This window comes from Pseudomonas syringae (assembly GCF_001698815.1).
Classification (GTDB): Bacteria; Pseudomonadota; Gammaproteobacteria; order Pseudomonadales; family Pseudomonadaceae; genus Aquipseudomonas; species Aquipseudomonas syringae_A.
Genome location: NZ_LGSI01000037.1, coordinates 146,980 through 165,529, shown reverse-complemented (window position 1 = coordinate 165,529; position 18,550 = coordinate 146,980). Strand labels below are relative to the sequence as shown.

General features: G+C 59.3%; 19 protein-coding genes. 8 read left to right on the top strand and 11 right to left on the bottom strand.

Features of this window, described 5'->3' with window-relative positions:
• Nucleotides 1-67 precede the first annotated feature (67 nt).
• Together AFK24_RS10590 and AFK24_RS10585 are read right to left on the bottom strand one after the other, a co-directional pair.
• Nucleotides 68-1,072 (bottom strand): MBL fold metallo-hydrolase, encoded by a 1,005-nt coding sequence (locus AFK24_RS10590; protein ID WP_065833187.1) that lies wholly within the window; start codon nucleotides 1,070-1,072, stop codon nucleotides 68-70.
• 254 nt (nucleotides 1,073-1,326) lie between these two features.
• Complete coding sequence (locus tag AFK24_RS10585) at nucleotides 1,327-2,226, bottom strand: LysR family transcriptional regulator (protein ID WP_065833186.1); 900 nt, start codon at nucleotides 2,224-2,226, stop codon at nucleotides 1,327-1,329.
• A 106-nt stretch (nucleotides 2,227-2,332) separates the two neighbouring features.
• On the opposite strand from AFK24_RS10585, the gene AFK24_RS10580 reads away from it, so the two are divergent.
• Complete coding sequence (locus tag AFK24_RS10580; protein ID WP_065833185.1) at nucleotides 2,333-3,763, top strand: mechanosensitive ion channel family protein; 1,431 nt, start codon at nucleotides 2,333-2,335, stop codon at nucleotides 3,761-3,763.
• Here the strand turns inward: AFK24_RS10580 and AFK24_RS10575 are convergent, their stop codons facing one another.
• The 7 genes from AFK24_RS10575 to AFK24_RS10545 are packed head-to-tail and all read right to left on the bottom strand — an operon-like array spanning nucleotide 3,764 to nucleotide 10,077.
• Nucleotides 3,764-5,131, bottom strand: a complete 1,368-nt coding sequence (locus tag AFK24_RS10575) for an ATP-binding protein (RefSeq protein ID WP_065833184.1) — start codon at nucleotides 5,129-5,131, stop codon at nucleotides 3,764-3,766. It abuts the gene before it with no gap.
• Nucleotides 5,128-5,790: a response regulator gene (locus tag AFK24_RS10570; protein ID WP_020291224.1), complete on the bottom strand. Its 663-nt coding sequence runs from the start codon at nucleotides 5,788-5,790 to the stop codon at nucleotides 5,128-5,130. Before AFK24_RS10570 ends, AFK24_RS10575 begins: the two co-directional genes overlap by 4 nt.
• Before the next feature lie 12 nt (nucleotides 5,791-5,802).
• Nucleotides 5,803-6,447, bottom strand: a complete 645-nt coding sequence (locus tag AFK24_RS10565) for a tetratricopeptide repeat protein (protein WP_065833183.1) — start codon at nucleotides 6,445-6,447, stop codon at nucleotides 5,803-5,805.
• Entirely contained in the window at nucleotides 6,444-7,253 is an 810-nt protein-coding gene (locus tag AFK24_RS10560) for an SDR family oxidoreductase (RefSeq protein ID WP_065833182.1), read from the bottom strand. The genes AFK24_RS10565 and AFK24_RS10560 overlap by 4 nt, the downstream gene beginning before the upstream one ends.
• Nucleotides 7,240-7,932, bottom strand: a complete 693-nt coding sequence (locus AFK24_RS10555; protein WP_065833181.1) for a TenA family transcriptional regulator — start codon at nucleotides 7,930-7,932, stop codon at nucleotides 7,240-7,242. The genes AFK24_RS10560 and AFK24_RS10555 overlap by 14 nt, the downstream gene beginning before the upstream one ends.
• Nucleotides 7,929-9,410 carry an AMP-binding protein gene (locus AFK24_RS10550; protein WP_065833180.1) on the bottom strand — a complete coding sequence of 494 codons (1,482 nt, stop codon included), beginning with the start codon at nucleotides 9,408-9,410 and terminating at the stop codon, nucleotides 7,929-7,931. The genes AFK24_RS10555 and AFK24_RS10550 overlap by 4 nt, the downstream gene beginning before the upstream one ends.
• A complete protein-coding gene (locus AFK24_RS10545) occupies nucleotides 9,400-10,077 on the bottom strand; it encodes a thermostable hemolysin (protein ID WP_065833179.1) in 678 nt (225 codons plus the stop codon). Before AFK24_RS10545 ends, AFK24_RS10550 begins: the two co-directional genes overlap by 11 nt.
• Nucleotides 10,078-10,247: 170 nt before the next feature.
• Between AFK24_RS10545 and AFK24_RS10540 the strand changes: the two genes are divergently transcribed.
• The 3 genes from AFK24_RS10540 to AFK24_RS29880 all read left to right on the top strand — a co-directional run bounded on the left by AFK24_RS10540 (nucleotide 10,248) and on the right by AFK24_RS29880 (nucleotide 12,568).
• Nucleotides 10,248-10,817, top strand: coding sequence for a cytochrome b (locus AFK24_RS10540; RefSeq protein WP_065833178.1), 570 nt, complete (start codon nucleotides 10,248-10,250; stop codon nucleotides 10,815-10,817).
• A 64-nt stretch (nucleotides 10,818-10,881) separates the two neighbouring features.
• Complete coding sequence (chrA, locus tag AFK24_RS10535) at nucleotides 10,882-12,081, top strand: chromate efflux transporter (RefSeq protein WP_065833177.1); 1,200 nt, start codon at nucleotides 10,882-10,884, stop codon at nucleotides 12,079-12,081.
• 55 nt (nucleotides 12,082-12,136) lie between these two features.
• Nucleotides 12,137-12,568, top strand: coding sequence for a GFA family protein (locus AFK24_RS29880; RefSeq protein WP_080482117.1), 432 nt, complete (start codon nucleotides 12,137-12,139; stop codon nucleotides 12,566-12,568).
• Nucleotides 12,569-12,588: 20 nt separating this feature from the next.
• On the opposite strand, the gene AFK24_RS10525 is transcribed toward AFK24_RS29880, so the two are convergent.
• On the bottom strand, nucleotides 12,589-13,254 hold the full coding sequence (locus tag AFK24_RS10525) for a DUF3313 domain-containing protein (RefSeq protein WP_065833175.1): 666 nt from the start codon (nucleotides 13,252-13,254) through the stop codon (nucleotides 12,589-12,591).
• A 336-nt stretch (nucleotides 13,255-13,590) separates the two neighbouring features.
• Here AFK24_RS10525 and AFK24_RS10520 point away from each other — a divergent pair, with 336 nt between their 5' ends.
• Entirely contained in the window at nucleotides 13,591-14,208 is a 618-nt protein-coding gene (locus tag AFK24_RS10520; protein ID WP_065833174.1) for a TetR/AcrR family transcriptional regulator, read from the top strand.
• A gap of 48 nt (nucleotides 14,209-14,256) precedes the next feature.
• On the opposite strand, the gene AFK24_RS10515 is transcribed toward AFK24_RS10520, so the two are convergent.
• Nucleotides 14,257-15,096, bottom strand: coding sequence for a TauD/TfdA dioxygenase family protein (locus AFK24_RS10515; RefSeq protein WP_065833173.1), 840 nt, complete (start codon nucleotides 15,094-15,096; stop codon nucleotides 14,257-14,259).
• Between the two features lie 160 nt (nucleotides 15,097-15,256).
• Between AFK24_RS10515 and AFK24_RS10510 the strand changes: the two genes are divergently transcribed.
• The 3 genes from AFK24_RS10510 (at nucleotide 15,257) to AFK24_RS10500 (ending at nucleotide 18,491) form a co-directional block, all read left to right on the top strand.
• Nucleotides 15,257-16,141 carry a LysR substrate-binding domain-containing protein gene (locus tag AFK24_RS10510; protein ID WP_065833172.1) on the top strand — a complete coding sequence of 295 codons (885 nt, stop codon included), beginning with the start codon at nucleotides 15,257-15,259 and terminating at the stop codon, nucleotides 16,139-16,141.
• Nucleotides 16,142-16,257: 116 nt separating this feature from the next.
• Nucleotides 16,258-17,121, top strand: coding sequence for an amidohydrolase family protein (locus tag AFK24_RS10505; RefSeq protein ID WP_065833171.1), 864 nt, complete (start codon nucleotides 16,258-16,260; stop codon nucleotides 17,119-17,121).
• Nucleotides 17,122-17,177: 56 nt separating this feature from the next.
• Nucleotides 17,178-18,491, top strand: a complete 1,314-nt coding sequence (locus AFK24_RS10500; protein WP_065833170.1) for a dicarboxylate/amino acid:cation symporter — start codon at nucleotides 17,178-17,180, stop codon at nucleotides 18,489-18,491.
• Nucleotides 18,492-18,550 lie beyond the last annotated feature (59 nt).

The window sequence follows — 18,550 nt, the reverse complement described above, 5'->3', positions numbered from 1 at the left end:
CATCGGTTAATCGCTGCGGCCTACTGTAGCGCCAAACCAGTGAGGCCGCGAGCGTCCGGGATAAACGCTATTTGATCAGCGGCACGTGCGCGGCGCGCTGGTAAGGGCCGTATTCGATCGGCACCCATTGGAAATGCTTGTCGACGGCGGCGATGTGGCCAATGCCTGGAAACGGCAGATGCGCCGCCGCTACCCAGATGCCCTTGGCCGCTGCCGAGCTGAACACCTGCTCGCGACTGGCCTTGGCTTGCCGGGCATTGACGTCAAAGCCGATGGTCACTTCCGGATGGTCGAACTGCACGGCCAGGTTATGCACCAAATCGCCCATGAACAGGATGCTTTGCCCTGCCGAGCTGAACAGGTACGTGGTGCTGCCGGGGGTGTGACCGGCTTCGAGCGTCGTCTGCACTTCAGGCACCGGCGAGGTTCCCGGCGTGAAGGTCTTGAACCGGCCCGCTGCGATATAGGGCGCCGTGGATTGCTGCGCAATCTTGAAATAGCCCTTGGCGCTGGCCGGGACGCGATCAATGGCGGTCGGGTCCAGCCAGTAATCCGCCTCAGGCTTGGCGGCATAGACGGTGGCGTTAGCGAAGATTGCCTTTTGCTGGCTATCAACCAGACCGCACACATGATCCAGATGCAGATGGGTAAGCAGGATGGTGTCCACCTGCGCCGGTTCATACCCCGCTGCCTTGATATTCGCCAAAAGGAAACCCGCCGTCTCGCCGATGCACGCGCCTGCGCCGGTATCGACCAGGATCAGGTGTTTGCCGGTATTGATCAGGAACGCGTTGAATGCCGTCTGCACGCCAGGGGTATCAATGGAGCGACGCGCCAGCAGCGCGCGAATCTGCCCTGGGCTCAAGCCCTTGAGCAAGTCCGGCGACAAATCGTTGTAGCCGTCAAACAGCGCCGTCACTTCGTAATCGCCCACCGCAAGACGGTGATAACCCGGCACCTGGGTCTTCTGTTGCGCTGGCGGCTGGGCAAGCGCCAGTCCGGAAGTCGACGCAAGGGCCGATGCAAGGATCAGCGCAAGCCCCCGCAGGATGGGTGAAGTGGACAGACGCATGAGTACCTCTCAAACATAACGGACTGGAATGGGTCCGCATGATGCGAGGAACGTGAGGGCGACGGATTGAACGCTTGTGCTGGCTTTGCTGTTGCAGCACAAAGCGACGAACATAATCCTGAATCACACCCACAGGCTGAACACGGTCATCCTGTAGGACCGGATTTATCCGGGAAGACGTCGGTGCAGTCAGCGAAACAGTCGGAGCCTGTCCCGGCCTCTTCGCGAATAAATTCGCTCCCACGATTTATCACTCAGCGACTCAACGCCGGACACTCGGTCAATGCTTCCTTGAGAAATTCGATCAGCGCCTGCACCGGCCGCGCGCCCTGGCGATGCTGCGGATACACCGCCGACAAGGCCAGCGGCGGCGTGCGGAACGTATCCAGAATCCGGACCAGCCGCCCCTCCTCAAGCGCCGCGCCGACAATGAACAGCGGCAGGTAGGTGATGCCCAGGCCGGCAATCGCTGCATCACGCAAAAGCTCGCCGTTATTGGCGCGCATTCGGCCGCACAGGCTCACGGCGACAGGTTTGCCCTGGCGTTCGAACCGCCATTGCACCTGACGGCTATGGCCATAAGGCAGGCAGTCATGGCCTTTTAACGCTTCAGGTTCGGTCGGTTCGCCACGCCGCTCCAGATAATCCGGGCTGCAGCAATACACCCGCTCGATGTGCGCGATGTGCCGACCGATCAAGGTTGAATCCTCCAGCACCCCGATGCGCAGCGCCAGATCATAGCCTTCGCCCAGCAAGTCCACGGAGCGGTCACTGAGGTCCACTTCCACCGAGACCTCCGGGTAACGCTGAAGAAAAACCGGCAGCAGCCGGCCAAGATGCTCAATGGCAAAGGACAACGGCGCGGTCAGGCGAATGGTGCCGCGCGGCTGGTTGTTCTGCCCGGCGATGCTTTGTTCGGCCTGCTCCACGTCGGCCAGCAGCCTCAGCGCCGATTCGTAGTACGCCTGCCCCAACGGCGTGACATCCAACCGCCGTGTGGAGCGATTGAGCAGGCGCACGCCCAGCCGTTCTTCAAGCTGCATCAAGCGCCGGCTGACGAACTGTTTGGACAACCCCAATTGATCGGCGGCGGCCGTGAAACTTCCGGAATCCATCACCTGAGTAAAGATTCGCATGTCTTCGAATGGGTTCATTGTCGCTCACCGGTTGACAGTCAAACACTTTCTACCAGCTTTATCGCCTTCCTGCACAGCATTAATCTGGCCATCACGGTCATCTCTCGCGCCAAGGAATTCGCCCATGCTCGCTTTCATTCAAACCTACCCGCTGGCGTGCAGCGTCTTCCTGATCCTCGTCGATCTGGCGAGCTGGCACGCGGTGCCGTATCAGCACCGGCTGCCGAAAGTCGCCGCGCGGCTGGGCTTGTTCCTGTTGTACAGCGTGGTGATCATCAGCGCCGGCCTCAGCCCACTGGATACCGCGCCGTGGGAAGACGACAGCGCCCGGCATCTGGCAGCGACCGCCCTGGAAATCATCTGGTGGATTTTCGCCTCGCGGACCCTCACCGAAGTACTCGGCCTGTTGCTGATGCAGCGCATCGGGCACAGCGGACGTTTGTTGCAGGAAGTGATCGGCGCCGTGATTTTCCTGATCGGCATCGTTGCCGCCGCGGGCTACGTGCTGCAACTCCCCGTCAAAGGCCTGCTCGCCACCTCCGGCGCCATGGCGATCATCGTCGGCCTGGCCCTGCAAAGTACTTTGAGCGATGTGTTTTCCGGCATCGTCCTCAACACCACCAAACCCTATCAGGTAGACGATTCGATCAGCATCGACGGTGTGGAAGGTAAAGTCGTCGACATCGATTGGCGCGCCACGCATTTGCTGACCGGCACCGGCAGCACTGCCGTTATCCCCAACTCTGTAGCGGCCAAGGCCAAGATCGTCAACCTCAGTCGTCCCAAGGATATGTTCGGCGTCTCGATCAACATCATGGTTTCGCCGCATATCCGCCCGCGTCGCGTGCTGGATGCGCTGGACCGTGCCTTGCAGGGCAGCAGCGCCCTGCTGCCCTTCCCCAAGGCCCGTGCCGTGGTCAAGGAAGCCAGCCCGACCACCATCGAATACACGCTGACCGGCTACATCCAGAATCTGGATAAAAAGGCTGATGTGCGCAACCTGCTGTTCGACCTGGCCTATCGTCATCTGGAAGCGGCGGGCATTGCCTGGCAATCGGACGTGACGGTCGAGCCGGTGTCCCGGGCTCGCACCTTGCTCGATGAAGTCAAAGTCCTGCGCGCGCTGAACAGCGAAGAGAAAAACCATCTGGCCCAGAACATGTCTTCACGGGAGTATGCCGCCGGGCAGGTGATTCTGGAGAAGGACGAGATCGCCGACAGCCTGCTGGTGATCGCTACCGGTGTGGTCTCGGCGACTGTTGCCGATGGTCAGGACTACCTCGAAGCCGGGCGCATGGGCCCCAGCGAAGTGATGGGCGAACAAGGCGTGCTCAACGACGCCCCGTCCGAAGCGCGTTTTACCGCCCTCACCTCGTGCGTGGTCTACCGTATCGATAAGGCAACGGCTCGGGAAACCATGGAGCAGGAAGGGCAAATCAAGAACGCCTTGAAAAAGCTCCAGGCGGTTCGCCAACACAGCAGCCAGTCGCTGCTGACCGAAAAACCGGCGGCGATCAAAAAAGGCAGCTTCCTGGGCTGGCTGCAGAAGCGCTGATCAATTGGCCGGGGCCTGGAACACCGCGCGCAAGCCTCCTGTCGGCAGGTTTTCCAGGCGGATCTGCCCGCCCAAACGCTGGGCAATGGTTTGCACGATGGTCAGCCCCAGACCAACGCCCTGATCGTTACCCCGACTGTAGAAGCGCTCGAACAAACGTTCACGCTCCGCTTCATCGATGCCGGGACCTTGATCCTCGACGCTGAGCGAAAACGTCCGGTCATCGAAGCTCAAGCCAATCCTGACCTGGCCGCCCTCGGGTGAAAAGTTCACCGCGTTGGTCACCAGGTTATGCAGCGCGATGTTGATCAATCCTGGATCGGTCTGGACGAAATGTGACTCTTCACTGCAATCGAATGACAACTCAAGTCCTCGACTCAGCACCCAGTGAGTCAATTGCACCAGGCTCTCGCGTACTGCCTCCACCAGATCGATGGACGCCATGGGCGTAGCGCTGGCTTGTGGTTCCAGGCGTGCAATGGTCAACAGTTGATTCACCAGTCGGGTGGTGCGATCCACACCGATGATCAGATAACCCAGGGATTCTTGACGCTGCTCCTCGTTGCGCGCTTCCAGAACGTTTTGCGCATGGACCCTGAGCACCGCCAGCGGGGTACGCATTTCGTGGGCGGCGTCGGCGATAAAACGGCGTTCGCGGTGCAAGACGTCCTGGATCTGGCCGAGCAATCGGTTCAATGCCGCCTGCATCGGCTCCAGCTCACTGGGCAGCGGTGCCAGTCGCAGCGGCTCAAGCGACCCTGGGTTGCGAGCGCGCAGGGTCTTGGCCAGATCAGCCAGAGGTTTGAGTCCCCAGCCAATCGCCAGCCAGATCACCGCGACCAGCAACAGACTGCCGATCAGATTCGGGCCCAGGGTGTGCCGCACAATCCGGTGGACCAGATCGGTGCGCACATCGTCCCGCTCGCCAACCCAGATACGCATGCCGTTCTGGCTATCGTCGAGAACGAAGGCACGCCAGCCGTGACCGGTCAGATCCGTCACATCGCTGAAGCCCGCTGTCTGCGGCACTTGAACGAAGGTCGGTGCGCTGGCGGTATGCACCAGCAACTTGCCACCGTGGTCCCACACCTGAAAGGCAATCTTGCTTTCGTAAGGATGGCCATCAACTCTGGGTTCAGCCTGTCCCAGCGCCGTATTGAAGGCTTGATACAGCTGACTTTGTTCGGTGCGGGCCAGAGGCATCCTCATCACGCCCTGCAACAGCCGTGCGTTCTGAGCCAACTGCGCGTCGTACACCTCGGCAATCTCATGGTTGCTGTCATGCACGTTGAACACGCTCAGGATCAGCAAACCCACCAAAAGCAAGCCAATGATCAGCGTCAGGGTACGCCGCCGTATCGAGTTCAACGCTGCTCCTCCACCAGGTAGCCAACGCCGCGAATGGTGCGGATCAGATCGCTGGAGAACTTTTTGCGCAGGTGATGGATATGCACTTCCAGCGTGTTGCTCTCGGCCTCTTCGTTCCAGCCATACAACAGCTGTATCAGACGATCGCGTGTCAGCACCCGGCCTGGCGGTGACAGCAATTCATGCAGCAACTGGTATTCCTTGGGAGTCAGCAATACCGCCTGATCGTGATAGGTGACCTGTTGGGTGCCGGGGTCCAGCGTAATGCCCGCGTGTTCGATCAAAGCCCGCGCCCTGCCCGCGCTGCGCCGCAACAACGCCCGCAAACGCGCCTTCAGCTCAGACAGGTCAAAGGGTTTGATCAAGTAATCGTCAGCGCCGGCATCAAGTCCGGCGATACGGTCTTCAGTGGCATCACGCGCGGTGAGGATCAGCACCGGCAGGCCTGAGCCGCTCTGTCGCAGACGTCGCAGGACTTCCAGCCCGTCGAGTTTCGGCAGGCCCAGATCAAGGATCGCCAGGTCAAAGCTTTCGCTGAGCAGTGAATGCAGGGCGCTGGCGCCATCCTTGAGCCAATCGACGGTGTAGCCTTCACGGCTCAATGCCTGATGAATCCCCTCCCCCAACGCGACATCGTCTTCAATGAGCAGCAAACGCATGGAGGCTCCGTTTTATTTAAGTTTCTTTTCGACATCGGCCAGCAACTGCCCTATTTCCTGACGTCGGCCAGCATCGGCCTTTTCCCGGCCAGGACGTGGCGCGGCCTGTAGCGCTCTGTTGAGCTCATCCCTGGCCTGAGCATAGTGGCCTTGTCGGTACAAATGGTCACCCCAAAAATACAACGGATCGATACCGTCCGGATTGAGCTTCAGGCCCTGCTCCAGCAATTGCCCGGCCTTGTCGGCATCGCCAAACCCGAGAGGCCATCCCGGTACCCGATCATAAAGTGCTGCCAGGCTGATGTAGGCTGATCCTTGCAGCGCCTTGGGGTCCAGAGACAGCGCTTTTTCCAGATCAGCCTTGGCTTGCTTGACCTTGCTCAGCGCACCCAGACCACCCTGGGCTCCCGCCCAACTGCTGGTGACGATACCCGACCAGATCCAGGCTTCGGCCGCCTGGGGGCGCGCTTGCACAAAGGATGATGTTTGCGCGGCAAGCTTTTCGAAAGCGTCGGGTCGCTGTGGCGCGGGAACTTCGTACTGCACATGCGCCCATTCCTGCTGGATGGCGGCCAGACGTTGCTGGTCGGGAGCGTCCAGTGCCCACAGCGGCAGACTCAGCAACCCGCAAGCAAGCCCGATGATGATCGTTTTCATGGTTTGGTTTTCTCGTTGGCAGGAACGTGACTGAGGCGTCGAATCAGTGGTAGATGCTTGCGCAAACCTCGGTCGACGAGGCTGGGCAGGATGCTGTTGAGGCCGATGAAAAACCGCTCCGGCCAGCCCAGATACAGTTCGCGACGATCGCCGGCGATGGCATGCACCACCGCTTGGGCGACCTGCCGGGGATCATCGACATTGGCGTTGAGCGCATCGTTCAAGGCCTGCGCAGCACCGCTGTTCATTGATGTCCGGGTGGCACGAGGGGCGACGTAAAGCACGCTGATCCGTGTGTCTGCCAACTCTCGGCGCAATGCCTCGGTAAACCCGCGCAAAGCGAACTTGCTGGCGCAATAAGTGGCATAGCCGGCATAGCCAATTGACCCGTATGTCGATCCCACGTTGACCACCGTGGCGCTGCTGGCTTTGTTGAGCAGCGGCAGCAGCAGCTGAGTCAGGCGTATCGGCGCATGTACATTTACGGCCAGCATCGAGCTGATCGCGCTTTCATCCAACTGTTCAAGCATGGCGAAATGGTTGGTCCCCGCCGCATTGATGAGCAGGTTGACGCCGTGCAGCGTCCGCGCCGACGTCACCACGCGCTGGCGTCCCTCCTCCGTGGTCAGATCTGCCTCGATCCAACGTAGCAAATGGGGGTATTGCTCCAGCAGTGGCAGCAAAGGTTCCTTGTGCCGAGAAACCGCAAGCACTTCGCAGCCGCTGGCACACAGCGCCTCGGCAATCGCAAGTCCGATGCCGCCGCTGGCACCCGTCAGTACGACCTTGGCTTCAGAGAGACGCATGCGCTGCATCCTTCAAAGGTGCTGCGACCTCTGCGCCCGGCAGCTCACGGAACATGTCGGTGTAAAGGCGGTAGACGACTTTTGAGGCATGGATGACAGCAGCCTGATCAGCCGGGTCGTCCAGTTGGTCCATCAGTCGGCGATAGGTTTGCATGTGCTCGATATCCAGGCTGCCGTGGGAACTGAGGTAGCTGAAGGCCGTTTCCGGCAGCTGCAGCTGGTCACGGATGCTGCCGGCGGCATGTGTCGCCAGCGCGATGCTGGTGCCTTCCAACACGTTGACCATGCCGAACAGGCCGACCGGATTGTCCCGGGCTATCAGGTCGTAGAGGTACGCAACCATCAGTTCGATGGGCAATTGCGGCCGGCCGGCGCTGACGGCATCGGCGTTGCCACCGCACGCCGCGATGTCATTGAGAATCCATTTTTCGTGCCCGTACTCGTCGTCGATGTATTCACATACTGCTGCGCGCAGCCATTCCAGACGCTGGGGCAAGCGCGCACCACAAGCCATCATCAGCGGTACGGTGTGCCGCACGTGGTAATAGGCCTGGGTGAGAAACGCCCGGTAGCTTTCCAGGCTGACGTCGCCCATCAGGGCCTTGCGAATAAGCGGCAGGTTGAACAACGTGTCGCGTTCCTGACGGGTCGCATGCTGGAGCGTGTCGAAAAAACTCATGATGGGGATTCCTCACTTTGAATCGATGCAGAAAATAAATGCCCGTAGCGTCCGAGAATGGCTTCCCGGCGCGGACGGCCATTGGCGGTAGCCATGCCGTTGGCGGTGCTGAATGGCTGTTCGAGCCGGGTCCAGTCGTGAACCCTGGCGTAATCGGGCAACGCTTGATTGGCGCGCTCGACAGCCTCGGCAAGCTGCACATCAGTACAGTCCGCGCTGACGGGCCAGAGCAGTGCGTGATTGCGCGGCGACGCCTCGCCATACACGAACGCCTGGGCGATCCGGTTGTTTTGGGTCAGTTCGGCCTCGACCCATTCCGGATTGACGTTGCGGCCAAAACTGGTCACGAATTGATGTTTCTTGCGGCCCTTGAGATAGAGATATCCCTCGGCGTCGAACTCGCCCAGGTCACCGCTGGGCCACCACGTTGGTGCAGGGGTTGGATCGCCGAGATAACCCAGCATGGGCGATCCGCCGATCAGCACCTCGCCGTCTTCGGCCAGACGCACCTGAACATGGGGCAATGGTTTGCCAACGCTACCCAGACGTTGTGCGCCGGGCTGATTCAAGGCCACGACAGAGGCGCATTCGGAAAGACCATACCCTTCAAAAACCGCCAGGCCGACACGTTGCGCCCGCACTAACAATTCACTGCTGACCCTTGCCCCGCCAACAGCTGCAAAGCGCAGCATTGACGCATCGAAAGCCCCCATCTCGCACGCGCTGACCAGCATCAGCAACAGCTGCGGAACCAGAATCAGGCTTTCAGGGCGGCGCCGCTGCAGGCATTCGAGCATGCGTGGCACGTCGACGCCGCTGGCGCCCTGGATGCCCAGGGTAGTCTGGCTGGGCAGGCTCAGGGTCGCGCCGGCATACAGCGCCGCATAGCAACCTACGTTTTCCAGCAGGATCGCCAGGGGAAGGATGGCCAGATGGTGCGAAGGCGCAGCATCGAGGCTCGCCTCATGCAGCTGCCTGGCGACCGCCAGCATACTCTCGGCACTCAGGCACACGCCTTTCGGCGTGCCGGTGGTGCCGGAGGTGAACGTGAGTTTCGCCGTGCCTTGGGGCATGGCATTGGTCTGCGCTTGAACATGAAACCAGAACTCCCCTGAGCGCTTGTACCCGGCGCCAGTCAATTCAGGCGCCAATGCTTCATCGGCGATCACCAGTCCGACCTGACTTTGCTGCAGGCAATGCAAACGTTGCCCTGCACTGAAGAAAGGCGGCAGCGTGACGCAGGTCAACCCTTCAAAAAGGACCGCCAGATCCCAAAGCAATGCCTGTGGGCCGTTGTCCAGGGCCAGGCCAATGGTCTTGACCTCCGAGGCGCGCAACAATTGTTGGCGAAACTCGACTTCGGTATACAGGGCGGCGTAGTCCAGGCGCAGGTCGTCACCCCACAGCGCCACCGTCTCCGGTTGCGTTGAGGCGTAGTTACGCAGCCGGGTCTTGAACGCGTTCAGCTCAGGCGACATTGCAGGTTTGCTCCAGTGTCAGGGGCAAGCCGAATCGTTCGAACAACCCCATCTTGCTCAGGTGGATGAAGCCCGCCCGGATATCGCCGACATGCACGCTGGGTTGCGTTTCGTAATAGGTACCCCACGCATGACGATCGTCGCCCAGCCGTAGCGGGTCCGCCGCACACAGTGTGACCGGGCGCAAACCCAGCCGGGTGAAACTGTTGACCAGACTGGAATTGCCGGTGAAGGCCACCCACTCAAAACCACCCATGGCTAACAACCAGGTCACGGTAATGATGCTCAAACGTGCGCTGCCCAGATTGCTGGCGGCCAGATTTCCGACTTCGACGATACCCTCACGATCCACCGGCCGCCCTGCACGCGCAAAAACAAGCTGCTCGATCGGCTCATCCAGATAATGCTCAAGGAACAATGGACCCGTAACGGCCCGGCGAACCCCAGCGACAGCAAAAAGACTGCTGTGACGGTCACTCAGGCCGAATAGTTCAGGCATGAAGTGGCTGATCCGGGCGCCATAAGCCTGGTGGAAACACTCATGAATGAAGGCTTCCAGATCCTGGCGCGACGCATCGCCGGACAGCGAACGCGTCAGTTCCAGACCGGGTGTACCGGCAGTGCCGAACCGCAGTGGCAAATGAATGTTCCAGTCGAAACCTGACATAGGGCGCTCCCCCCTTGAGTAAGTGGGTGGAGTATCGACAGCGATTCTTAACGGAATCTGAAGGTGAGCAAGGTGCGATATTTCTGAACTTCAACGTCTCTTCAGACTGCCTTAAGCCAAGACCGGCAGAGTCGCGATCTGCTATCGAACTTGCCATCACGAGGTCCCACATGAACTCAACCAACGCGCCACAACGCTATGCAACGCTTTCGATTGCGATGCACTGGCTGATGCTGTTTCTATTTGTCGGTGTTTACGCCTGCATCGAGCTCAAGGGCCTGATGCCCCGAGGCAGTGCGGCCAGGAGTCTCTCGCTCGGCTTGCACGCCTTATTCGGTCTGGCTATCTTCGTCATGGTCTGGATCCGCCTGCTGGGGCGCATCATGCCGGCCCCGGCCATTGCACCGCGCCCGCCACGCTGGCAAACCGGCGTGTCACATTTGATGCATCTGGCACTGTATGGCCTGATGATCGCCACGCCGGTTTTCGCCTGGTTGATGCTGAGTGCTCAGGGTAAACCTGTGCCGTATTTCGGCTTCATGCTGCCGGCTCCGATCAGTATCGACCCGACCATGGCGCAGCAGATGAAGGAGTGGCACGAACTGCTGGGCAATGCCGGTTATTGGCTGATCGGGCTGCACGCCGCAGCCGGCCTGTTTCACCATTACTGGATTGGCGATAACACGCTCAAACGCATGCTGCCGGCACGCCTCATCGAAAAAAAACCGGATCACGCGTAAGCTTCGGTTCACCACGGCTCAGGTCCTGAAAACTGAGTTCTCAGGACTCTCGCCAGAACCGCCCATGTCCAATTCGCGACAGCACATTCAAACCTCCCTGCAGATTTTTCTGATTTTCCTGCGTCTGGGGCTCACTTCTTTTGGTGGCCCCATCGCTCATCTTGGGTATTTTCGCGCCGAGTTCGTCACCCGTCGGCAATGGCTGTCCGAGCGCAGCTATGCGGATCTGGTCGCCCTCTGTCAATTCTTGCCGGGGCCGGCGAGCAGTCAGGTGGGGATTGCGCTGGGAATGTCTCGTGGCGGTTATGTTGGCGCACTGGCCGCCTGGACAGGATTCACCCTGCCCTCGGCTATCGTGCTGATGCTGTTTGCCATGGGTTTGTCCGGCCTCGGCGAGGCTGTTTCGCCTGGCGCCTTGCATGGCCTGAAAGTGGTCGCCGTGGCGGTGGTCGCCCAAGCGGTGTGGAGCATGGGCCGCACGCTGTGCCCGGATGCGCCGCGCATCGTGTTGATGCTCCTCGCTGCTGCTGGCGCCCTGCTGCTGCCAGGCATATGGACGCAGATCAGCGTGATCGCCCTTGCCGGAATTGCTGGCGTGCTGCTGCTCGAACCCGGCGAAGTGAGCAATCATCAGCCGCTTGAGGTACGCATCAGCCGCCGTGCCGGATTCCTCTGGCTAATGCTGTTCGGCATCCTGCTGGCGGGCTTGCCGATGATGGCCGAATTGCTGCCCTGGCACACGCTGGCATTGGTGGATGCCTTCTACCGGGCAGGCTCATTGGTGTTTGGCGGCGGGCATGTGGTCTTGCCACTGTTGCAAGCGGAGGTAGTGCCGACCGGTTGGGTCGATAATCAGGCGTTTCTCGCCGGCTACGGCGCAGCCCAGGCCATGCCCGGGCCGCTGTTCACCTTTGCTGCGTTTCTCGGAGCGTCGCTGCAGGGTCAGCCATCGGGTTTCAGCGGTGGCCTGATTTGCCTGCTGGCAATCTTTGCGCCGGCTTTTCTACTGGTGTTTGGCGCGCTGCCGTTCTGGGGCGCGCTGCAACGTAATCGACGCATGCAGACCGCGCTCAGCGGCATCAATGCCGCTGTGGTGGGCCTGTTGCTGGCCGCGCTGTATCACCCAGTATGGACCGGCGCCATCTTCGGTCTACAGGATATCGCCCTGGCGCTGCTGGCCATGGTTGCCCTGATGTACTGGAAGCTGCCGCCGTGGCTGGTGGTGGTCGCCAGCGCGTTGATCGGTTGGCTGTTGGTCTGGTGATCAGACGCCTTAACAACTACCCTGTCCACTTTCTTACGCAACGGGAGCAACAGTCATGATCAAGAAAATCGGTCCGACTCCAATCCTGCCCAGACACCGCGCCTCTTGCCACTGCGGCGCGGTGGTTCTGGAGCTTGACCTGCCCGATGGCATCGTCGACCCCCGCCGCTGCGATTGCTCGATGTGCAGACGACGAGGCGCAATAGTCGCGACCGTTGCGCTGGAGGGTGTCCATATCGTCCAGGGCCAAAGTCAGCTGAAGTTGTACCAGTTCAATACCCGCACCGCGCAACATTACTTCTGTGGTAATTGCGGGATTTATACCCATCATCAACGCCGCTCCAATCCGGACCAATACGGTTATAACGTTGGTTGCCTGGAAGGTGTCAATCCTTATGACCTGGGCCAGGTCCCGATCAGTAACGGCGCCAATCATCCTGCCGATCGCCAACCCGTCGACGAAGAGGCATGTTCAGATGATGTATAAAGTCGGCTACTTATGCAGGTTCAATAAGAACCGAAACTATCGACCAGACTTTTAGCGCCGATGGATATACCCTCCCTGGCCGCTGACAAGGAACCGAATGTGGAGCTTATATCGTAAGTCCTGGGATATTGTCGGGTCACGTAGGACTCCAGAAGGCGTGACGTGGAAGCGTTATAGATTTCCACCGCGTAGCTGACCGAACCGGAAAATGTGCCCTTGCGGTCTCGCGCAGCCTGAACCAGGTTGTAGGAGCCCATGCCGATGTCGAACCTGGAAAACGTCGCCAGGACGGGCGTGGTCGTCTCGGCCCCGGTCAAGGTCAGGCGGATCCTGAGGGTGTCCGGCCCAGGCTTGGCGGCAAAGCGAAAGCGTTGTCCCAGCGCCTCGGAAAACTCAGTCGTCATAAAGTTGGCCAACGTCCTTTTATCGTTGACTGTCATGTCTGCAAACTGACCATCAGCCCCGGAGTAAATAACCACCGGCTCGAGCATTACGTTTTTGTATCTGCTCCAGTCCACTTTACTGGTGTACTGGAATGGAATACGTCCCGACGTATCCTCCTTGTTCAGCCGCATTTCCCGCGACGATTCAATTCCGGAATAAGGAAAAGGCTCTTGCGTCGCGCAGCCTCCGATTGCTAATACCAACAATAGAAATACGCCTGCTTTTGGCTCTGCACTGCACATACTCTTTCCTCTCGTCTATAACACTCGGGATCGCCATCACGGCTTATAACGGGCGTGCGGATACACCGCCCTGTTTATTGGGCTTGCATAAGAACCGGCTGAAAATTGTTGATAGACCCATAACGCGCTAGGGAAAGTTATTTCCCTGCATACCAAACATTAACTTCCATAGACTCAAACAAAGAATGTGGACTGCTGAAAACAGTGAACAGACATCGTTTGATCCAGCATGAAACCTGCCATCGATCAAAACCGTACCAACGTGTATACTTTTAGCCGTTCCGATGACGCTCGTCAACACTAAAATGTACACACTCGTCTACTTTTGGAGAAGCAATGAAGGTCCGTACTGAAACTCGCCGTACTGCCATCGTGGAAACTGCTGCCGGCGTGTTCCTTGATCTGGGGTACGAAGGCGCGTCGATGAAAGAGGTCTCGATACGCCTGGGTGGTTCCAAAGCCACGCTCTACGGCTACTTCTCCTCCAAGGAAGCCCTGTTCATTGCGGTGGTCCAGATGTATGCCACCTCGAGTTTGTATAACGCCGTTGCTGACCTTGCAGCAGATCCCGGGATCAGCGTCAGCCTGGAACAGTCGCTGCTGCAATTCGGGCGGAGCATGCTGAAAATCGTGATGAACGACTCCACCGCGATCAAGGTTTACCGGATGGTTCTGGCCGAGTCAGGGCGTTCCGACATTGGCACGCTGTTCTACGAATCAGGACCCAGCCAAAGCATCGAGGCACTGTCAACGCTCATGTCCGCCTCCGTTGAAAATGGCGTACTGAGAAAGGGTAATCCGCGAGTTCTCGCCAAACAGTTCCTCTCGCTGCTGACTTGCGAAGTTGATGAGCGTCTGTTTCAGCAGGATCCGAAACCCATGACGCTGGCGCAGATTGACGAGCTGGTGGCGGCAGCAGTCGACATGTTTCTCCGGGGCGCGCTGCCACGTTGAAGGCCTGGGATCACCCGTCATCAGTGCTCTCGCCGCATACGTGCATGCTCACTCAAACGGCTCTTCGCCCTCAAGTTTGGTACGGTGCATCATGCGTCCGCAGGCCGGATCGTAGGCTTCCGCGCGGTGCATCGTGCCCGTGTTGTCCCAGATAACCAGATCCCCCGCGTGCCAGCGATGGCTATAGCTGAATGGCTCAGACGTCGCCCACTCGCGCAGACCGATGATGATTTGCGCACTTTGCGCAGGGGTGACGCCAATCACGTGCTGTGATGTGCAGCCCAGGATCAGCGACTTGCGCCCAGACCGGTGTTTCCACACCAGCGGCAATTCCTTCTCGCCAATCGCCTGCATCGCGGTCAGCCTGGTCAGGCTGGGTTCCGGATCGTAATAAAGCAGCGATGCCCAGGGTGCGTGCACCACACGCAGCGTCTCGTAACGTTCCTTGTCGGCAGCAGACAACGCCTCATAGGCCGCGTAGGTATTACAGAAACCGGTGTTCCCGCCCCAGGTCGCCGGCACCTTGCAGGACAACAGTGAAGCAAGGATAGGTGACTCGTTTCGGGTGCCGTCGATATGCCAATAGAGCGATCCCTTGAGAAACTCCGCACCCGCCGGATTTTCCTTCACGTCCAGAGTGATCTTGGTGATCCCCTGACCATCGCTGGCTTCCGGAGCAAAGGTACCCAGGGTTTGAGTGAAGGCGATTTGCTCGGCATCCGTGAACTGAATGGCCGGAAAGACCAGCACGCCCCGTTGCTCCAGCAAATCGCGTATTTCACCGGCAAACTCACCGCAGAGCAGATCTTCCTTGCCGTTGAAAATATGGGTGCCGATACAGCCTTTGATGGGTTTGTGGGAAAGACGAGCGTTAGAAGCGGTTTTCATCACTGCACTCCTCCATATGTGTACACTAAAGTACACTTTTGAAAGATCCAACACAAGCACGTCCGAATGAAAGGTTCGACGACCTTGAAGCCGCCCACTGGCTGACCAAAGCCCACCCGGAAAAAAGCGTTACCATGTTTTTTTTGCCAGAGTCGCAGCCATGGATCTGAAACAGCTCGAATGTTTTGTACGGGTGGCCGAATTCGGAAGTTTCACCAAGGCCGCCGCCGTATTGAACATTTCTCAGCCGGTCGTCAGTCGTCAGGTTCGCCAGCTTGAGGTTGAGCTGCAGGAGCATCTGCTTTTGCGCAATGGGCGCGGCGTTTTGCTGACCGCTTCCGGCCAGCGCCTGTTCGATCACGGCAAAGGCATCCTGCGTCAGGTGCAAGTGGCTCGTGAAGATCTGCGCGAACAACGCGACACGCTGTCCGGCAAGGTCGTGGTCGGCCTTCCCCCGAGTATTTCACGACGCCACACCGTGGCGGTGGTCACGGCTTTTCGGGAGCGCTTCCCGCACTGCATTCTGGGCATCAAGGAAGGGCTGACTCATTCGATGCGCGAATGGCTGCTGCTGGGTCGACTGGATTTCGCGCTGCTCTTCAATCCGGGCCACAGCGCGCAGCTGCAATATGAACATATTCACTCCGAGCCGCTGATGCTAATAGGCAGCCAGCACTCGGACCTCCCCGCCCAGGTCGCGATGAAGGATCTGGAGCGCTACCCGTTGATCACACCCAGTGAACCGCACTCCATTCGCCGGCTGATCGAGACCGAAGCGTCGCGCCATGAGGTGCATCTGGACGTGTGCCTTGAAGTGGACAGCATCCCGTCGCTGCTGGAGCTGATCAATCTCGACATGGGCTATGGCGTGCTGTTTCGCTCGGCCCTGGCCAATAACAACGGCCAGCTGGAAGGTTTGAAAGCGGCACAGATCGTTTCGCCTTCCATCCAGACTCATTTGTTCATCGCCACCTTTGAACAACGTCCGCTGTCGCGCCTGGCAGCGCAGACCATGCAGTTGGTTCGTGAAATCTGCATAGCATGAAGAGATGTATGCGAAATCAGCATAACTGCTAGAGCCTGGGTCCGGTTGTTGTATCGCAGAGGGGCGGCCACCATGGGTCATCACTTGCGTAAACAACGACCCAAAAAGGACACGCGATGAAAACCTGCCTCGCACCCGATGCCCACCCGACCAAACCGCAACAACCGCTCCCCGCTGGCGCCTGGGACGCCCACTGCCACGTGTTCGGCCCGGCCGCCGTTTTCCCGTACGCCGAAGACCGCAGCTACACCCCGCCCGACGCACCTTTCGAGACCTTGCGCGCCTTGCACGATCAGCTGGGAATCAGTCGCGGCGTCATCGTCCAGGCCAGCTGCCATGGCAATGACAACCGCGCGATGCTGGACGCCATCGCACGCAGCGAAGGGCGCTATCGAGGCGTCGCGATTGTGGATGGCAGTGAGACCGACGAACAGCTCGCCGAGATGGACGCGGGCGGTGTTCGAGGCGTGCGGTTCAACTTCGTTGCGCATCTGGGTGGCGCGCCGGATCTTGAAGTGTTTGACACCACGGTGGATCGTCTGGCCGACTTCGGCTGGCACGTTGTCCTGCATCTGGACGCACAAGACATCCTGACTTACGCCGACAGGCTGGCGCGCATACCGGTGCCCTTCATCATTGATCACATGGGCCGGGTCAAAGCCGGGAGCGGCATCGAACAGGCATCGTTCCTGGCCTTGCAGCAATTGATGGAAAACCCGCTGGCATGGGTCAAAGTGTGCGGCTCGGAGCGCGTATCCGCAGGTCGCCGGCCATTCGATGATGCCATTCCCTTTGCCCAGCGCCTGATTGAGCTAGCGCCGGATCGCGTCCTGTGGGGCACGGACTGGCCGCATCCGAATATCAGCCAGGACATGCCCAACGATGGCGAACTGGTGGACCTGATGTTCGGCTTTTGTCGCGATCCACTGCTGCGGCAAAAACTGCTGGTCGATAACCCGATGAGGTTATACGGACGCTAAGCGCAGCAAAACCTGTCATACCTCCAAAAATAAGACATTCAAGTGAGTGAAACGCCATGAATCCCAGTCCTGCATCCGCTCAGGTCGACATAACGACGCCCGTCAAGGTCAAGGCCAGGCAGCCGTTTTACAAGGCGATGTACTTTCAGGTCCTCCTGGGGATTATCGCAGGGATCGCCGTCGGCCACTTCTGGCCGACCTTTGCAGCTGACCTCAAGCCCCTGGGCGATGCGTTCATCAAGCTGATCAAGATGATCATCGGGCCGGTGGTGTTCTGCACCGTCGTCAGCGGCATCGCCGGGATGCGGGACCTGAAAAAGGTGGGTCGGGTCGGCGGTAAGGCGCTGCTGTACTTTGAGGTAATCTCGACCCTTTCGCTGATCATCGGTCTGATCGGCGGCCACCTGTTCAACCCCGGTGGCGGCTTCAACGTGGACGTGAACAGCCTTGATGCCTCGGCAGTCACCGGCTTCGCCGAGAAGGCCAAGCACATGAACATGGTCGAATTCCTCATGGGGATCATTCCGTCGACCTTCGTCCAGGCATTTGCCGAAGGCAACGTGTTGTGCATCCTGCTGGTATCAGTGCTGTTCGGCTGTGCCCTGTCCGGCCTGGGCGAAAAAGGCAAGCCGGTCTACGACATCATCGAAGGCCTGTCCGGTGTGTTCTTTCGCATCGTGCACATCATCGCCAAGCTCTCGGCCATCGGTGCATTCGGTGCCATTGCGTTCACCGTGGGCACTTACGGCGTCGGCGCCCTGTTGCCGCTCATGAAGCTGGTGGGCAGTTTCTATCTGCTCTGCGTTCTGTTCGTGGTGCTCATTCTGGGCGGCGTGGCGAGAGTCTGCGGCTTCAGCATCCTGCGCTTTATCTCGTACATCAAAGAGGAACTGCTGGTGGTGCTCGGCACCAGTTCTTCTGAAGTGGTGCTGCCGCAAATCATGGAAAAAATGGAACGCCTGGGCTGCTCCAAACCTGTGGTCGGGCTGGTGATCCCGACCGGTTATTCGTTCAATCTGGACGGCACCAATATCTACCTGACGATGTCGGTGCTGTTCATCGCCCAGGCATTGAATATCGACCTCTCGCTGTCACAACAACTGACCCTGGTGATCGTCGCCATGCTCACCTCCAAAGGTGCCAGCGGCGTGTCCGGCGCGGCCTTTGTCATGCTGACCAGCACATTGATGGTCGTGCCGCTGGTACCTGTCGCCGGCATGGTCTTGATTCTGGGCATCCACCGTTTCATGGGAACGGGCCTGGCGATGACTAACCTGGTCGGTAACGGTGTCGCCGCGCTGGTTGTTTCAGCATGGGAAAAAGAGCTGGACCGCGACATGCTTGCCCGGGAGCTGGGCACCAAGCCGTAACGCGTCAAACCTGTCGACACCAACAACTCTAAAAGTCCCCCTGTTCGGCCCCGGCCGAG

What these genes read in the sequence shown, in the direction of transcription:
- AFK24_RS10590 (WP_065833187.1), bottom strand. Translation starts at nt 1,072, where the DNA reads ATGCGTCTGTCCACTTCACCCATCCTGCGGGGGCTTGCGCTGATCCTT.
- AFK24_RS10585 (WP_065833186.1), bottom strand. Translation starts at nt 2,226, where the DNA reads ATGAACCCATTCGAAGACATGCGAATCTTTACTCAGGTGATGGATTCC.
- AFK24_RS10580 (WP_065833185.1), top strand. Translation starts at nt 2,333, where the DNA reads ATGCTCGCTTTCATTCAAACCTACCCGCTGGCGTGCAGCGTCTTCCTG.
- AFK24_RS10570 (WP_020291224.1), bottom strand. Translation starts at nt 5,790, where the DNA reads ATGCGTTTGCTGCTCATTGAAGACGATGTCGCGTTGGGGGAGGGGATT.
- AFK24_RS10565 (WP_065833183.1), bottom strand. Translation starts at nt 6,447, where the DNA reads ATGAAAACGATCATCATCGGGCTTGCTTGCGGGTTGCTGAGTCTGCCG.
- AFK24_RS10560 (WP_065833182.1), bottom strand. Translation starts at nt 7,253, where the DNA reads ATGCGTCTCTCTGAAGCCAAGGTCGTACTGACGGGTGCCAGCGGCGGC.
- AFK24_RS10555 (WP_065833181.1), bottom strand. Translation starts at nt 7,932, where the DNA reads ATGAGTTTTTTCGACACGCTCCAGCATGCGACCCGTCAGGAACGCGAC.
- AFK24_RS10550 (WP_065833180.1), bottom strand. Translation starts at nt 9,410, where the DNA reads ATGTCGCCTGAGCTGAACGCGTTCAAGACCCGGCTGCGTAACTACGCC.
- AFK24_RS10545 (WP_065833179.1), bottom strand. Translation starts at nt 10,077, where the DNA reads ATGTCAGGTTTCGACTGGAACATTCATTTGCCACTGCGGTTCGGCACT.
- AFK24_RS10540 (WP_065833178.1), top strand. Translation starts at nt 10,248, where the DNA reads ATGAACTCAACCAACGCGCCACAACGCTATGCAACGCTTTCGATTGCG.
- chrA (WP_065833177.1), top strand. Translation starts at nt 10,882, where the DNA reads ATGTCCAATTCGCGACAGCACATTCAAACCTCCCTGCAGATTTTTCTG.
- AFK24_RS29880 (WP_080482117.1), top strand. Translation starts at nt 12,137, where the DNA reads ATGATCAAGAAAATCGGTCCGACTCCAATCCTGCCCAGACACCGCGCC.
- AFK24_RS10525 (WP_065833175.1), bottom strand. Translation starts at nt 13,254, where the DNA reads ATGTGCAGTGCAGAGCCAAAAGCAGGCGTATTTCTATTGTTGGTATTA.
- AFK24_RS10520 (WP_065833174.1), top strand. Translation starts at nt 13,591, where the DNA reads ATGAAGGTCCGTACTGAAACTCGCCGTACTGCCATCGTGGAAACTGCT.
- AFK24_RS10515 (WP_065833173.1), bottom strand. Translation starts at nt 15,096, where the DNA reads ATGAAAACCGCTTCTAACGCTCGTCTTTCCCACAAACCCATCAAAGGC.
- AFK24_RS10510 (WP_065833172.1), top strand. Translation starts at nt 15,257, where the DNA reads ATGGATCTGAAACAGCTCGAATGTTTTGTACGGGTGGCCGAATTCGGA.
- AFK24_RS10505 (WP_065833171.1), top strand. Translation starts at nt 16,258, where the DNA reads ATGAAAACCTGCCTCGCACCCGATGCCCACCCGACCAAACCGCAACAA.
- AFK24_RS10500 (WP_065833170.1), top strand. Translation starts at nt 17,178, where the DNA reads ATGAATCCCAGTCCTGCATCCGCTCAGGTCGACATAACGACGCCCGTC.